The organism is Neisseria basseii, from assembly GCF_962707005.1.
GTDB classification, from domain to species: Bacteria; Pseudomonadota; Gammaproteobacteria; order Burkholderiales; family Neisseriaceae; genus Neisseria; species Neisseria bergeri.
This window is the reverse complement of the sequence record NZ_CAUIXH010000004.1, coordinates 76,764-91,022: the sequence shown is the minus strand read 5'-3', so window position 1 is coordinate 91,022 and position 14,259 is coordinate 76,764. Positions and strand designations below refer to the sequence as shown.

The 14,259-nt window shown below is 52.5% G+C and carries 15 protein-coding genes and 2 pseudogenes; 4 read left to right on the top strand and 13 right to left on the bottom strand.

Going from position 1 to position 14,259, the window contains the following annotated elements:
* Positions 1-23: 23 nt before the first annotated feature.
* On the bottom strand, positions 24-998 hold the full coding sequence (locus tag Q9I99_RS03460; RefSeq protein ID WP_301666896.1) for a KpsF/GutQ family sugar-phosphate isomerase: 975 nt from the start codon (positions 996-998) through the stop codon (positions 24-26).
* 96 nt (positions 999-1,094) lie between these two features.
* Between Q9I99_RS03460 and tal the strand changes: the two genes are divergently transcribed.
* The gene (gene tal, locus Q9I99_RS03455) at positions 1,095-2,150 is read left to right on the top strand and encodes a transaldolase (RefSeq protein ID WP_301666897.1); all 1,056 of its coding nucleotides are present in this window, start codon (positions 1,095-1,097) and stop codon (positions 2,148-2,150) included.
* Between the two features lie 358 nt (positions 2,151-2,508).
* On the opposite strand, the gene Q9I99_RS03450 is transcribed toward tal, so the two are convergent.
* A complete protein-coding gene (locus Q9I99_RS03450) occupies positions 2,509-2,970 on the bottom strand; it encodes a hypothetical protein (RefSeq protein ID WP_004467569.1) in 462 nt (153 codons plus the stop codon).
* A 196-nt stretch (positions 2,971-3,166) separates the two neighbouring features.
* Between Q9I99_RS03450 and Q9I99_RS03445 the strand changes: the two are divergent.
* Positions 3,167-3,376 (top strand): annotated as a pseudogene (locus Q9I99_RS03445) (hypothetical protein); the annotation flags it as partial.
* A gap of 16 nt (positions 3,377-3,392) precedes the next feature.
* Entirely contained in the window at positions 3,393-4,280 is an 888-nt protein-coding gene (gene gluQRS, locus Q9I99_RS03440) for a tRNA glutamyl-Q(34) synthetase GluQRS (RefSeq protein ID WP_301666900.1), read from the top strand.
* 69 nt (positions 4,281-4,349) lie between these two features.
* Here the strand turns inward: gluQRS and dusA are convergent, their stop codons facing one another.
* From dusA to Q9I99_RS03405, 7 genes are all read right to left on the bottom strand, one after another.
* Positions 4,350-5,360 carry a tRNA dihydrouridine(20/20a) synthase DusA gene (dusA, locus tag Q9I99_RS03435; RefSeq protein WP_301666901.1) on the bottom strand — a complete coding sequence of 337 codons (1,011 nt, stop codon included), beginning with the start codon at positions 5,358-5,360 and terminating at the stop codon, positions 4,350-4,352.
* A gap of 30 nt (positions 5,361-5,390) precedes the next feature.
* Positions 5,391-5,882 carry a D-aminoacyl-tRNA deacylase gene (gene dtd / locus Q9I99_RS03430; protein ID WP_301666902.1) on the bottom strand — a complete coding sequence of 164 codons (492 nt, stop codon included), beginning with the start codon at positions 5,880-5,882 and terminating at the stop codon, positions 5,391-5,393.
* 73 nt (positions 5,883-5,955) lie between these two features.
* Positions 5,956-6,714 carry a peptidylprolyl isomerase gene (locus Q9I99_RS03425; protein WP_301666903.1) on the bottom strand — a complete coding sequence of 253 codons (759 nt, stop codon included), beginning with the start codon at positions 6,712-6,714 and terminating at the stop codon, positions 5,956-5,958.
* A 69-nt stretch (positions 6,715-6,783) separates the two neighbouring features.
* Positions 6,784-7,650: a peptidyl-prolyl cis-trans isomerase gene (locus Q9I99_RS03420; protein ID WP_301666904.1), complete on the bottom strand. Its 867-nt coding sequence runs from the start codon at positions 7,648-7,650 to the stop codon at positions 6,784-6,786.
* Positions 7,651-7,698: 48 nt separating this feature from the next.
* Positions 7,699-7,977, bottom strand: a complete 279-nt coding sequence (locus Q9I99_RS03415) for a BolA family protein (protein WP_002212349.1) — start codon at positions 7,975-7,977, stop codon at positions 7,699-7,701.
* A complete protein-coding gene (locus tag Q9I99_RS03410; RefSeq protein ID WP_301666905.1) occupies positions 7,977-8,267 on the bottom strand; it encodes a YciI family protein in 291 nt (96 codons plus the stop codon). Before Q9I99_RS03410 ends, Q9I99_RS03415 begins: the two co-directional genes overlap by 1 nt.
* A gap of 2 nt (positions 8,268-8,269) precedes the next feature.
* A complete protein-coding gene (locus tag Q9I99_RS03405; protein ID WP_118802056.1) occupies positions 8,270-8,800 on the bottom strand; it encodes a septation protein A in 531 nt (176 codons plus the stop codon).
* A gap of 288 nt (positions 8,801-9,088) precedes the next feature.
* Here Q9I99_RS03405 and tspA point away from each other — a divergent pair, with 288 nt between their 5' ends.
* On the top strand, positions 9,089-11,917 hold the full coding sequence (gene tspA / locus Q9I99_RS03400) for a FimV/HubP family polar landmark-like protein TspA (protein WP_301666906.1): 2,829 nt from the start codon (positions 9,089-9,091) through the stop codon (positions 11,915-11,917).
* Between the two features lie 117 nt (positions 11,918-12,034).
* On the opposite strand, the pseudogene Q9I99_RS03395 reads toward tspA, so the two are convergent.
* The 4 genes and pseudogenes from Q9I99_RS03395 to Q9I99_RS03380 all read right to left on the bottom strand — a co-directional run.
* A pseudogene (locus Q9I99_RS03395) lies at positions 12,035-12,142 on the bottom strand (IS5/IS1182 family transposase); the annotation flags it as partial.
* Between the two features lie 53 nt (positions 12,143-12,195).
* On the bottom strand, positions 12,196-12,612 hold the full coding sequence (gene gloA / locus Q9I99_RS03390) for a lactoylglutathione lyase (RefSeq protein WP_301666907.1): 417 nt from the start codon (positions 12,610-12,612) through the stop codon (positions 12,196-12,198).
* A gap of 23 nt (positions 12,613-12,635) precedes the next feature.
* Positions 12,636-13,805 carry a lipopolysaccharide assembly protein LapB gene (gene lapB, locus Q9I99_RS03385; RefSeq protein ID WP_301666996.1) on the bottom strand — a complete coding sequence of 390 codons (1,170 nt, stop codon included), beginning with the start codon at positions 13,803-13,805 and terminating at the stop codon, positions 12,636-12,638.
* Between the two features lie 10 nt (positions 13,806-13,815).
* Complete coding sequence (locus tag Q9I99_RS03380) at positions 13,816-14,130, bottom strand: LapA family protein (protein ID WP_301666908.1); 315 nt, start codon at positions 14,128-14,130, stop codon at positions 13,816-13,818.
* Positions 14,131-14,259 lie beyond the last annotated feature (129 nt).

Genomic DNA, 14,259 nt, shown 5'->3' with positions numbered 1-14,259 from the left:
CCGTCTGAAACGGCTGCAACGCCTTATACAATCCGTGCCGCCAGCAGGTCGTGCATATTCAGCGCACCTGTCAGCACGCCGTCTGCATCGGTAACCAGAAGCCCGTTCACATGGTTTGCCTGCATGACTTTCAGAGCTTCGGTGGCGAGACGTTCGGCGGAGATGGTTTTAGGATGCGTATGCATGACTTCGTCTATCGAAAGACCGGTAAAATTGTCGCATTCTTGAAACAGGCGGCGCAAATCGCCGTCGGTGAATACGCCTTTCAGACGGCATTGCCCGTCCGTTACCGCCAACATGCCCAAACCTTTCTCGCTCATACTGACGATGGCTTCTTTCAAGGGCGTGCCGAGTCGGACGGCAGGCAGGCCGCCGCTTTTGTGCATAATGTCGGCAACGCGTAAAAGCAGGCGTTTGCCGAGACTGCCGGCAGGATGGCTCAAGGCGAAATCGTCGGGCGTGAACGCGCGTGCGCGCAGCAGGACAACCGCCAACGCATCGCCCAAAGCCATGACGGCGGTGGTGCTGGTGGTCGGGGCAAGCCCCAGCGGGCAGGCTTCTTTGGAAACCGACGCCGTGATGTGAATGTCGGCATGGCGCGCCATGGTTGAATCGGGGCGGGCGGTGATGCAGACGAGGGTAATGTCTTTGCGTTTGAGTGCGGGGATGATGGCAGCGATTTCGTCGCTTTCGCCGGAATTGGAAATCGCGACGACGACGTCGTTGTCCACAATCATACCCAAATCGCCGTGTGCCGCTTCCGCAGGGTGGACGAAAAACGCAGGCGTGCCGGTCGAAGCCATGGTTGCCGCCATTTTGCGCCCGATATGTCCCGACTTGCCCATGCCGGTAATAACAACCCTGCCCTTGCAGTGCAACAACGCGTCTGCCCCAAGGACGAAGTTTTCGTCCAAATCCGCCGCAATTTCGCGCAAGCCTTCCGCTTCGGTGTGCAACACTTCTCGTGCCCAATCAAGATATTTTTCGTTTCCTGCCATCGCCATCCGCCTTTGCTGTAATAAAACTACCCAAAATTTCCGAATCGGGGTAGCATAAGCCTTTGAAACATACACATCCATCCAAAGGAATCAGAAATGACTATTTTATCGGACGTTAAAGCATTAGGACAACAAATCTGGCTGGACAACCTTTCCCGCTCGCTCGTGCAAAGCGGCGAATTGGCGCAAATGCTGAAACAAGGCGTGTGCGGCGTAACTTCCAATCCCGCCATCTTCCAAAAAGCCTTCGCCGGCGACGCGCTTTACGCCGATGAAATCGCCGCACTCAAGCAGCAAAACCTCAACCCCAAACAACGCTACGAAACCATGGCGGTTGCCGACGTACGGGCAGCCTGCGACGTTTGCCTTGCCGAACACGAATCCACCGGCGGTAAAACCGGTTTCGTCAGCCTCGAAGTTTCCCCCGAACTTGCCAAAGACGCTCAAGGCACGGTAGAAGAAGCGCGCCGCCTCTACGCCGCCATCGGGTGCAAAAACGCCATGATTAAAGTCCCCGCCACCGACGCAGGCATCGATGCGCTCGAAATCCTCGTTTCAGACGGCATCAGCGTGAACCTGACCCTGCTGTTCTCACGCGCCCAAACCCTCAAAGCCTACGCCGCCTACACGCGCGGCATTGCCAAACGCTTGGCAGCCGGACAAAGCGTTGCCCATATCCAAGCCGTCGCCAGCTTCTTCATCTCCCGTATAGATGGCGCGCTGGACGCAACACTGCCCGACCGGCTCAAAGGCAAAATCGCCATCGCTCTTGCCAAAGCCGCCTACCAAGACTGGGCGCAATACTTCGGCAGCCCGGAATTTGCCGCGCTGGAAGCCCAAGGCGCAAACCGCGTGCAGCTTTTGTGGGCATCCACCGGCGTGAAAAACCCTGCCTATCCCGACACGCTCTACGTTGACAGCCTGATCGGCGCGCACACCGTCAACACCGTTCCCGATGCCACGCTCAAAGCCTTCATCGACCACGGCACAGCAAAAGCGACGCTGACCGAAGGCGCGGAAGAAGCACAAGCGCAGCTTGCCGAAACCGCCGCGCTCGGCATCGATGTCGAAACCTTGGCGGCGCGTTTACAGGAAGACGGTTTGAAACAATTTGAAGAAGCGTTTGAAAAACTGCTCGCACCGTTGGTTTAAACTTTTCATCCCCGATGCCGTCTGAAAGGCTTTCAGACGGCATCGCCCTTTTGACCGGACACAGTGGATTCACCCTAAAAATATTAATCAACAAGAAGTTAATACACGACATTACCCACCAACACAAAAGGAAATAGAATCATGGCAAAAGCACTCGAAATCATTTCACCCAATGAAATTTATTCAGATCTGATTTTTAAGGATCCGGTACCTCCCCATACTATGTTTAGAGGGGGGGTAAAACAAAAAAGGTAAGTGTAAGTGGTTTTAAGGCTGCCTGAAAGCGGATTAACAGCGAAAAAGAGAACGCGTGAGTGCGAGCACCCACGCTTGCTATCAGACAGACTGGCTATGCTTGTTATATATCTATATGGTTATATAGATATATAATTTTTTCACTCCATTCATTTGATTGTAGGGTATCTGTATCTTCAGCAATATACAAACCAATATCTTTTGACCAGAATGCATAAGTTTGTTGAATTATATCTATATTCTTCAGATAATTAAAATCTGAGAAAGCACCATCAAACATGCATATTATAGCTATTGGATTAAGCTGATTGATATTTAGTATTTCATCTTTAATTACATTAAATAAATCAATATTTTTGGAATATAAAAAATAAGATTCTGTTAAAAAAATATCATATTTCCACTCATTATTTTCAAGAATATATTTTTCAGATTTAATGCAACGTGATCTAGATTCCCATTGCTTTATATTTTCATGATTTCTGTCTTCTTTTAAAAAAATACCATAACACAATATAGAAAACTGGTCAGTACCACAATTTTTTAAAAAATCTATTATTTTCATTTAGTTACCCCTAATTAGGTTTAATTGATTATTATCTGGTATAAAGCTTGCAATGACTTTATCCTTATACGGCCCATCTTTTGCAACAACAATAACAACATATTTCCCATTTGATTTACCTAAATGAGCTATACCATTTGTTGCACCAATTCTCCAATCTGCTTTATGAACAGGGGATTGTAATATTGGCAAAGCAATATATACAGAATTGATGAAACTGGTTGATAGAAATGCAGGTAATGAGAGAGTTGCAGATAGAGCCTTCGATTTTTTTTCGCCTGCTCTTATGGATGATTCAGCTACCAAAGAGCAATATAATGCCCTATATGATTTAACCTTGCTTGAAGAGCCTAGGATGGAACTGAATAAAGATGAGATAATGGCTTTGATTAATAGTCTTAAATAAAGGGGCTGTACCAGATATGTACACAGGACGTTTCGCCCCCAGCCCGACCGGGCTGCTCCACATCGGCTCGCTGCTGACCGCCGTCGCTTCCTATACCGATGCACGCTCAAACGGCGGCAAATGGCTGGTCCGCATGGAAGACCTCGATCCGCCGCGCGAAATGCCGGGGGCGGCAAGCCATATCCTGCACACGCTTGAGGCATTCGGATTCGAGTGGGACGGAGAAGTCGCCTATCAGAGCCGCCGTTACGCCCTGTATGAAGAAACCCTATGCCGTCTGCAAACCGCCGGACTGGTCTATCCCTGCCATTGCAGCCGCAAAGACTGGCAGGCCGGGGCAGCCCACGGCGCAGACGGGTTCGTCTATAACGGACGTTGCCGCCACCCCGGCCAACGCCCTGCACCGCAAGGCAAACAGCCGGCGTGGCGCATCCGCGTCCCCGACCGCGACATCGGCTTTTCAGACGGCATCGTCGGCGGTTACGCCCAAAACCTCGCCCGCGACATCGGCGATTTCGTCCTGCTTCGTGCAGACGGTTACTGGGCATACCAGCTCGCCGTCGTTGCCGACGATGCCGAACAGGGCGTTACCCACATCGTCCGCGGACAAGACCTGCTCGTTTCCACGCCGCGCCAAATCTATTTGCAGCAGTGTTTGGGCGTTCCGACACCGCAATATGCCCACCTGCCGCTACTGACCAACGCACAAGGGCAGAAATGGTCGAAACAGACGCTCGCCCCCGCATTGGATTTAAACCGCCGCGAACAACTCCTCCGCCAAGTATTCCGCTACCTCAAGCTGCCCGAAGCCCCCGAAACCGACCGCCCTGCCGAACTGCTCGACTGGGCGGTAGCGCACTGGGATATGGACAAAGTGCCGAAACACGCCATTACCGCCCCCTAAACACCGCCCGACAAACGCACAAATGCCGTCTGAAACCTTCAGACGGCATTTCACACATACAGCCCCGCCCTATTCGCGCGTATTTGCCCGCTCGACCTCTTTCCATGCTTCAAGAATCAGACCGCCGTCGTTGCCTTTCAACAACGCCGCGTCGGAAAGCATACGCCGCCAAGTCCGCGCGCCTTTCAAACCGTGCATCAGTCCGAGGCTGTGGCGGACGATATGGCGCAGGATTGTGCCGCGTCCGGCTTGGATTTGGGCTTGGCTGTATGTGTAGAGACGCTGCACCAAATCAGCGTATTCGATCGGGGCGTGGTTGTCGCCGTAAAACAATCTGTCCCATTCGCGCATCACCATCGGGTTGTGGTACGCCTCGCGCCCGACCATCACGCCGTCAACGTGTTGCAGGTGTTGCGCGATTTCCTCATTGGTGGTGATGCCGCCGTTGATGATGATTTCCAGCTCGGGAAACTCCTGCTTCAGGCGGTAAACGTAATCGTATTTCAAGGGCGGAACATCGCGATTTTCTTTGGGTGAAAGACCGTCCAGCCATGCGTTGCGGGCGTGGACAATAAAGGTTTTGCAGGCGGTTTTGTCGCGCAGCGTGCCGACGAAATCGGCAACGGTTTGGTATTCGGTCTGCCTGTCCACGCCGATTCGGTGTTTGACGGTAACGGGAATACCGACCGCGTCCTGCATCGCGTTAAGGCAGTCGGCAACCAGCCCGACTTCGTTCATCAGACACGCGCCGAACGAACCTTTCTGCACGCGCGGACTGGGGCAGCCGCAGTTGAGGTTGATCTCGTTGTAACCGTATGCTTCGGCGGCTTTGGCGGCTTTCGCCAAATCGGACGGATCGCTGCCGCCCAGTTGCAGGGCGACGGGCTGCTCGCCTTCATTGAACATCAAAAAGCGGTCTTTGTCGCCGTAAACAATCGCACCGGCATTGACCATTTCGCTGTAAAGCCAAGCATTTCGGGTAATCTGGCGGGCAAGGTAACGGTAGTGCCTGTCCGTCCAGTCCAACATCGGCGCAACGGAAAGGCGGCGCGGGGGAAGGGTGTGTGTATTGTCGTTCATTGTCGATATTTCATCATTGCGGATTCAATTTCAATCCGGAACAACCTTCATTTTTGGGGAAATCCGCGTCATGAAAGAGTCCAGCAGTATGGTTACCGGCCCGTCGTTGCAGAGCGACACCTGCATATGCGTGCGGAAACGCCCTGTTTCGACATGAATCCCGTGTCCGCGCAACAGTTCCGCCGTTCGCAGGTAAAGCTGCTGCGCCTGTTCTGCAGGTGCGGCTTGGGAAAACGAAGGCCGCCGCCCGCTTGCCGCATCGGCATAAAGCGTAAACTGCGACACCAGCAGCACCGCGCCGCCGACATCTTTCAAAGACAGGTTCAACTTGCCCTCACCGTCTTCAAACACGCGCAAATGGGCGATTTTGTCGGCGATATAACGTGCGTCTTTTTCTGTGTCGCTATGCGTTACACCGAGCAGCACGACAAACCCGCCGTCGATTTTGCCGCAGGTTTCCGTGCCGTTTTCAGACACGACATCCACCTTTGCACCTACCGTTTTCTGTATGACCGCACGCATCGGCCGTCCTCCTTACCTGAACGTGCAATGCCGTCTGAAAAGGCTTCAGACGGCATCGGTATTGGAAATGCCATTACGGTTTGACACCGTTTTCTTCCAAAAGGGCATCGATTTTCAAGCGGGCTTTTTCCTGTTTCAAACCTTGTTCCAATTGGTTTCTGACCAACTCGAAAGGCTGTGCGTCGGGGTTTTTCCCAACCTCGCTGAGTTTGAACAGATAATAGCGTTCGCCCAATTTGACCGGATCGCGGGTAACGTCGCCCCGATTCATCGCGGCAAACCGGGAAGCCAGCGGCTCGGGAAGCTGCTGCGCCATAATGAAACTGTCAAACGCCTGTTCGTCGTTCGGATAACGCTTCATCAGCCCTTCAAAAGACAGCCCTTTGAGCAGAAGCTGCTGCGCCTGACGCGCCTCATCCTCCGTGGCAAAACCGACCTGCTGCAATTTGATCATGCGGATTTGCCGCTCATAAAACTGACGCAGTTCGCTTTCGGAAACCGTTTCCGAACGTTCCAAAAAGCGGACGTATTCTTGGGCGTAAAAAGACGCTTCGGCGATTTTAAAGCGGTTTTGAACGCCTTGATCCTTATCCAATCCCGCCTGCAATGCCCCGTTTTTCAAAACTTCCAAAGTTTGCAGTTGACGGACGGCATCGTTTCGGATTGCCTGCCCGTCCGGTTTTTGGGACTGCTCCGCATGCCGGTCTGCCTGCTGCATGATCTGCGCCACCAGCGTATCCACCAAAGCCGGGTCGATTTCGGGTACTTTGGCTGCCACAAAACCTGCCAACATTGCAGCAATAACTGCGGCAGCGGTTTTTTTCTGTTTCATGGTATTCCCTGTCCTGTGCGGCGGCAAAACGCCTGTCTGAACGTCTTGCCGCCGTATCCCGTTTTCAGATTATTTTGCAGGTTTGATGTCTGCCTTGCCCAACAGCGCGCCGACGGCACGGTCGATTTGTTCCGCCTGCAAATCGCCGGCAATCTGTCCTTTCATTTCGTCAAAAGAAGGCACTTTCACCTCGCGGCGGTCGTTGACATAATAAACGCCGTAGAAATCGCCGTTTTTCAGCGGCGTTGCTGTAAATTCGCCTTTTTTCAAGTCCTTAATTGCTTGATAAAGCGGCGGAACACCCTGTTCCAAATCTTTCAGCGGCACATATCCGTCCGGCGCGCCGGTCTGTTTGGTGCGGTCGTTGAGCGAGTATTGTTTCAAAACGGCATCAAAACCTTTTTTCGCCTTCAGATCGGCAACGGCTTTTTTCGCATTTTCTTCCTTGTCGGTCAGGATTTCGCCTAACTGGACTTCCTGCGTACCTTTATAAAAACCGCTGATATTGTCGTAAACGGCTTTTACTTCCTGCTCGGAAACCGGTTGGGTTTTCGCAACGTGCAGCGCGTATGCCCTACCGTTCAATTCGTATTCTAGAGCCGACCAGAGGGTTTTGAAGGACGGTTTCTTGTCGTCGCCCGACTTCTTCGCCTCGGCACGCAATTTGGCCAACGTGTCTTTAAACTCTGCCGACTGGTCGAGTTTCAAACGTTTGACTTCCTGCGCGACCACGGTGTTGACCACTTCGTTTTCCAGCAGGGATTGGCGCAGTTGCGGCGTGTCTTCGGCACGGCTGTTTTCCGCACGGAATGCGGCAACCTGTGCGTCAATGACGGAACTGTCGATTTTTTGACCGTTGACGGTTGCCAGTGTTTGGGCAAACAGGCTGCCTGAACAGGCAAGCAGTGCAACGGAAGTCAGGATTTTTGCTTTCATAATCTTCTCTCTTTAAATTTTAAATTGAAATGTTCGGGCAGACTTCATTCAGTCCGCCGTATGGAAATACTCGTCAGGGGCAGCCGCCCGGATGCCGAGCGCGTGGATGATGCCGTCTGAAAACAAATCTTTGAGCAGCGATTTGACCGTTTTCTGACGGTTCAGGCGGCTTACGCCTTCAAAACGGCCGCTGACGACCAAAACAGCATAATGTCCGCCGCCGGTATTGCCCGCGTGTCCTTTGTGCAGATGACTCTCATCGCCGATTTCCAACACCAGAGGATCGAGCGTCTGCAGGCGTTCGCGGATCAAATCGACGGCCGGCATTATTTGAACACCGCTTTAAACGGTTTAATCAGCACTTCGCTATACACGCCGGCGTGAACATAGGGATCGTCTTCCGCCCACGCCTCTGCCGCATCCAAAGACGCGAACTGCGCCACAATCAGGCTGCCCGAAACGCGGTTCGGATCCTCCGGCAAAGGATTCGGACCTGCGGTCAGCAACCGCCCTTCCGATTTCAGCACCTCCAAGCGTTTGAGGTGTTCGGGACGTGCCGCCATACGCGCTTCATGCACATTCTCCCCGTCTGTTGCCAGCAACATAAAATATTCCACAGTCAATCCTCCTTTTTCAGATAGGTACTCAGATAAATACCCTGAATAATAAAGAAAACAAGCATCAGCGCAGTCGAACCGAACATCTTATAGTTAACCCATTGCGCTTCAAACCTAGTAAACACAAACCAGTTGGCAATACCCATAAAAATCAGAAAACCGACCCACATATAAGTCAATTTCGCCCATACGGCATCCGGAAGCTGAATCTCCCTGCCGATACTCGCCTTTAAACCGTTTTTACCCGCAAGGTGGCTGCCCAGCAGGAATAACGCCCCGCACCAGAACAATACTGTCGGCTTCCACATGATGAAGCGGCTGTCGCCCAAAACAATGGTTGCGCCGCCGAATACGACAATCAGCACCAGTCCGACCCACTGCATCGTATCCAGCTTTTTATATTTCCAATACAGAAAAGTCGCCTGAACCACACCGGCAACCAAGGCAACCGCCGTTGCGGTAATCATGTTTTTGGTAACGGTATAAGTGGCGAAAAACAGGATGACGGATAAAAGGTCGCTGACAAATTTCATATCCAAATGAGAAAGCAAATCAAATAAACGCTAATCATACAGGCAGAACCCTATTTTTGCACCTGCAAAGCCAACAAATTTTGTTTTGATTAATGAAAATATGCACAGATGTTTTTGAAAAAAGATGGAGATATGTCATAATTTGTAAAATTGGCTTTAAAATACAGCTTCGGCTGGGACCTCTGCCTATCCGCACCCTATCGTCCGTATTGCCGATGCCTGATGACGAAATTTACAGACTGTACGCGGTCAAACCGTATTCAGCCGCCAACCCACAGGGGATACATCTTGAAAAACAACAGACAAATCAAACTGATTGCCGCCTCCGTCGCACTTGCCGCATCCTTTCAAGCACATGCGGGACTGGGCGGGCTGAATATCCAGTCCAACCTTGACGAACCCTTTTCCGGCAGCATTACCGTAACCGGCGAAGAAGCCAAAGCCCTGCTAGGCGGCGGCAGCGTTACCGTTTCCGAAAAAGGCCTGACCGCCAAAGTCCACAAGTTGGGCGACAAAGCCGTCATTGCCGTTTCTTCCGCGCAGGCAGTCCGCGATCCCGTCCTGGTGTTCCGCATCGGTGCAGGCGCGCAGGTACGCGAATACACCGCCATCCTCGATCCTGTCGGCTACTCGCCCAAAACCAAATCTGCACTTTCAGACGGCAAGACACACCGCAAAACCGCTCCGAAAGCAGAGTCCCAAGAAAATCAAAACACCAAAGCCCTCCGCAAAACCGATAAAAAAGACAGCGCGAACGCAGCCGTCAAACCGGCGCATAACGGCAAAACCCATACCGTCCGCAAAGGCGAAACGCTCAAACAGATTGCCGCCGCCATCCGTCCGAAACACCTGACGCTCGAACAGGTTGCCGATGCGCTACTGAAGGCAAACCCAAATGTTTCCGCACACGGCAGACTGCGTGCGGGCAGCGTGCTTCACATTCCGAATCTGAATAGGATCAAAGCGGCAGCACCCAAAAAAATCAAAGCGGAACAACCCAAACCGCAAACGGCGAAACCCAAAGCCGAAACCGCATCCATGCCGTCTGAACCGTCCAAACAGGCAACGGTAGAGAAACCGATAGAGAAACCTGTCGAAAAACCGGTTGAAAAACCTGAAGCAAAAGTTGCCGCGCCCGAAGCAAAAGCGGAAAAACCGGCCGTTCGACCCGAACCCAAACCCACAGTGTCCGAAACTCCGGCTTCGGCGACAGAACGCCAACCCGAACCTGTACCCGCTGCAAATACTGCCGCATCGGAAACTGCTGCCGAATCCGCCCCCCAAGAAGCCGCCGCTTCTGCCATCGACACGCCGACCGACGAAATCGGCAACGCCGTTTCCGAACCTGTTGCGGAAACAGCCAGTGAAGTTGCTGCCGAACCCGTTGCCGAACCTGTCGAACAGGTTCCTGCCGAAGAAGAAACCGAAAGCGGACTGTTTGACGGTCTGTTCGACGGTTCGTACACCTTGCTGCTTGCCGGCGGAGGCGCGGCATTGATTGCCCTGCTGCTGCTTTTGCGCCTTGCCCAATCCAAACGCGCGCGCCGTACCGAAGAATCCGTCCCTGAAGAAGAGCCTGACCTTGACGACGCGGCAGACGACGGCATAGAAATCACCTTTGCCGAAGTCGAAACTCCGGCAACGCCCGAACCCGCTCCGAAAAACGATGTAAACGACACACTTGCCTTAGGTGGGGAATCTGAAGAAGAGTTATCGGCAAAACAAACGTTCGATGTCGAAACCGATACACCTTCCAACCGCATCGACTTGGATTTCGACAGCCTGGCAGCCGCACAAAACGGCATTTTGTCCGGCGCACTTACGCAGGATGAAGAAACCCAAAAACGCGCGGATGCCGATTGGAACAAAATCGAATCCACAGACAGCGTGTACGAGCCCGAAACCTTCAACCCGTACAACCCTGTCAAAATCGTCATCGACACGCCCAAACCAGAATCTGTCGCCCAAACTGCCGAAAACAAACCGGAAACCGTCGATACCGATTTCTACAACAACCTGTTCTCAAACAACCATATCGGAACAGAAGAAACAGCTTCCGCAAAACCTGCCGCACCCTCCGGACTGGCAGGCTTCCTGAAGGCTTCCTCGCCCGAAACCATCTTGGAAAAAACAGTTGCCGAAGTCCAAACACCGGAAGAGTTGCACGATTTCCTGAAAGTGTACGAAACCGATGCCGTCGCGGAAACTGCGCCTGAAACGCCCGATTTCAACACCACCGCAGACGATTTGTCCGCACTGTTGCAACCTGCTGAAGCACCGGCTGTTGAGGAAAATGTAACGGAAACCGTTGCCGAAACGTCCGACTTCCACACCGTTGCCGACGATTTGTCCGCGCTGCTGCAACCGTTTGAAACGCCTGATGTTGGGGAAACCGCAGCAGAAACCGTTGCCGAAATACCTGATTTCAACGCCGCCGCAGACGATTTGTCCGCATTACTTCAACCTACCGAAGCACCGGTCGTTGAGGAAAAAGCGGCGGAAACTGTTGCCGAAACGTCCGACTTCCACACCGCCGCAGACGATTTGTCCGCACTGCTTCAGCCTTCTGAAGCACCGGCTGTTGAGGAAAATGTAACGGAAACTGTTGCCGAAACGTCCGACTTCCACACCGCCGCAGACGATTTGTCCGCGCTGCTGCAACCGTTTGAAACGCCTGACGTTGGGGAAACCGCAGCAGAAACCGTTGCCGAAATAGCTGATTTCAACGCCACCGCAGACGATTTATCCGCATTGCTTCAGCCTTCTGAAGCACCGGCCGTTGAGGAAGAAACAGCGGAAATCACTTTGGAAACGCCTGATTCCAACACCTCTGAGGCAGACGCTTTGCCCGACTTCCTGAAAGACGGCGAGAAGGAAACGGTAGATTGGAGCATCTCCCTCTCGGAAGAAAATATCCCAAATAATGCAGATACCGGTCTCACTTCGGAATCTGTGGGTTCTGACGCACCGTCCGAAGCGAAATACGACCTTGCCAAAATGTATCTCGAAATCGGCGACCGCGATGCCGCTACCGAGACAGTGCAGGAATTGCTGGAAGAAGCGGAAGGCGACGTACTCAAACGTGCCCAAGCGTTGGCGCAGGAATTGGGTATTTGATTCCCAACTGCCCTTTCGCAAATCAAGGATGCCGTTTCAGACGGCATCTTTTTTTGCCTTATCGGTGTAACGGATAAAGTTTGACCCGGCACAGGCTCAAACAGCAAACCGCCGGCAATATAGTGGATTAAATTTAAACCGGTACGGCGTTACCTCGCCTTGCCGTACTATTTGTACTGTCTGCGGCTTCGTCGCCTTGTCCTGATTTAAATTTAATCCACTATAAAAAATGCCGTCTGAACCCCTAAAGGCTTCAGACGGCATTGGCGGCGGCGGTATCAGGCAGTTTGATAGGCAACCGAATCGTCGCCGCTTTTCTTTTGAATAAACTCGATTTTGTAGCCGTCGGGGTCTTCGACGAAGGCTATCACAGTTGTGCCGTGTTTCATCGGGCCGGCTTCGCGGACGACGTTTCCGCCCTGCCGCTTCACACGTTCACAAGACTCGTAGGCGTTGTCGACTTCAATGGCAATATGTCCGTAGGCATTACCCAAATCATATTGCTCCGTATCCCAATTGTGGGTCAGCTCCAAAACCGTGCTGTCTGCCTCATCGCCGTAACCGACGAAGGCAAGGGTAAATCTGCCCTCGGGATAATCTTTTCGGCGGAGCAGTTTCATGCCCAAAACGTTTTGGTAAAAATCAAGGGATTTTTCAAGATTGCCCACACGGAGCATGGTATGGAGTAAACGCATTTTTGTGTTCCTCTCGGTAGTGGTTAAACCTCGATTTTGTTTGGCGTAAACGTCTGCCATTTACTGCAGGCAGGACAATGCCAAAAAAAGACTTGTGATTTGAAATGGCAGTTGCGGCAACGGTACATCACGCTGCGCTGGAGCTGCCGTCCGATAACCGAACGCATCATGTCGGCATCGGCTTTCCAGGCCGGATTCATATCGCTGATTTTCAAACCGAGCAGGCGGTACACGCCGTTGAGGTCGGGTTTGCGGCGGACAAGTTCGACGGCGGTTTGCGCGGCTTCTTTCTCGCCCTTGAGCAGCAGGGATTTTTCATACACGACATTGATCAAGTCAAGTTCGGGAAACGTCTGCATATATCCCGTCAGGCGGTTCAAGCCCTCTTCAGATTTTCCCTGCGCGGCATAGGCTTCGTAAAGCTTCTCGCCGACCATGCTCAAGTATGCATGGTTTTGCTGCTCGATGGCGGCATAGGCTTCGACGGCGGCAGGGAAATTGCCTTGGTGGTATTCGATGTCGCCCAAAATCATGTTGGCGCGGGTGCATTTTTTGTTGGCTTCGAGTGCCTTGCCGACATTGAAACGCGCGGCATCGAAATTGGACTTGAACAGCGCGGCTTGGGCAAGTTCGCAATAGAACTGTGCAATCTCAAACTGATAGGTCTGCTCGTCATAGCTGAGCAGCCGGGCAGTTTCAACCGCTTTTTCCCAATCCCTGTCCTGTTGGTAGATGTTGAGCAGGTGCTGGCGGGCCTCGTGCGCCATTTCACCGTCTTGCAGACTGAGGAAAATCTGTTCGGCACGGTCAACCAACCCCGCACTTTGATAGTTTTGCGCCAATTCAAACAACACGCGCGCACGCTTGGCTCCGGTTGTATCGGGAGAGTCAAGCAATGTTTGGTGCATATTGATAGCTTTGTCGTTTTCGCCACGCTGACGGTAAAGCTTGCCTAGGGTGAGGTTCAGGTCGTATGACTGAGGCTGCTGATCGATGACCTCTGCCAATTCCCTGGCGGCACGTCCGCTGTTGCGGTCAACCAAGGCATCCAGACTTTTATAAAATCCCGACGGTATGCTTTTTGCCTGCTTTAATACAGTCTTCATATCCACGCGGGCGGCAAACCAGCCCATCGCGAAGAAAACAGGCAAAAGGATAATCGGCAGCAGGATAATCCACAATTCATTGTCCATATCGGCTTTCTCAAGGCTGTTTGGCAGATTCGGGCGCATTTTGCGCCGGTGGTGCGGTCAATTCCTGTCCGCTCAAGCGCGCACTTTTCTTCACTTCCGCACGCAGGCGGCTGTTTTCGCCGCGCAAAGACAGCAGCCGCCCGAACAAGGCAAACATTCCGAACACGATGCCGACGACAAACGCGCAGAACAGGGCGGCAATCAGCGGCAAATCGAATTTCTGCCCCGGCAGGTAGGAAAAGGAAACAGTATCGGTATTGAGGACGGCAAGCAGCAGAAAGAGCAGCAGGATAATGATTTTGATGAAGGTATAGATAAGTTTCATATGTGTTCCGCAGGTAGGACAGACTGGCGGCACACCCAAACGGTGCGGCAGCCGGATTGTGCAAGTTTAAACGATTTGAACGCTTCCGGATAGGGAAGCCGCTGACACGGACAGGCCGCAATGCTAAAA

Coding starts and splice junctions, on each gene's coding strand:
- dtd (WP_301666902.1), bottom strand. CDS start 5,882: ATGCGTGCGGTCATACAGAAAACGGTAGGTGCAAAGGTGGATGTCGTG.
- tal (WP_301666897.1), top strand. CDS start 1,095: ATGACTATTTTATCGGACGTTAAAGCATTAGGACAACAAATCTGGCTG.
- Q9I99_RS03415 (WP_002212349.1), bottom strand. CDS start 7,977: ATGCCGGCCGTCGATTTGATCCGCGAACGCCTGCAGACGCTCGATCCT.
- gloA (WP_301666907.1), bottom strand. CDS start 12,612: ATGCGTTTACTCCATACCATGCTCCGTGTGGGCAATCTTGAAAAATCC.
- Q9I99_RS03405 (WP_118802056.1), bottom strand. CDS start 8,800: ATGAAATTTGTCAGCGACCTTTTATCCGTCATCCTGTTTTTCGCCACT.
- gluQRS (WP_301666900.1), top strand. CDS start 3,393: ATGTACACAGGACGTTTCGCCCCCAGCCCGACCGGGCTGCTCCACATC.
- Q9I99_RS03460 (WP_301666896.1), bottom strand. CDS start 998: ATGGCAGGAAACGAAAAATATCTTGATTGGGCACGAGAAGTGTTGCAC.
- Q9I99_RS03450 (WP_004467569.1), bottom strand. CDS start 2,970: ATGAAAATAATAGATTTTTTAAAAAATTGTGGTACTGACCAGTTTTCT.
- lapB (WP_301666996.1), bottom strand. CDS start 13,805: ATGGACAATGAATTGTGGATTATCCTGCTGCCGATTATCCTTTTGCCT.
- Q9I99_RS03420 (WP_301666904.1), bottom strand. CDS start 7,650: ATGAAAGCAAAAATCCTGACTTCCGTTGCACTGCTTGCCTGTTCAGGC.
- dusA (WP_301666901.1), bottom strand. CDS start 5,360: ATGAACGACAATACACACACCCTTCCCCCGCGCCGCCTTTCCGTTGCG.
- Q9I99_RS03425 (WP_301666903.1), bottom strand. CDS start 6,714: ATGAAACAGAAAAAAACCGCTGCCGCAGTTATTGCTGCAATGTTGGCA.
- Q9I99_RS03380 (WP_301666908.1), bottom strand. CDS start 14,130: ATGAAACTTATCTATACCTTCATCAAAATCATTATCCTGCTGCTCTTT.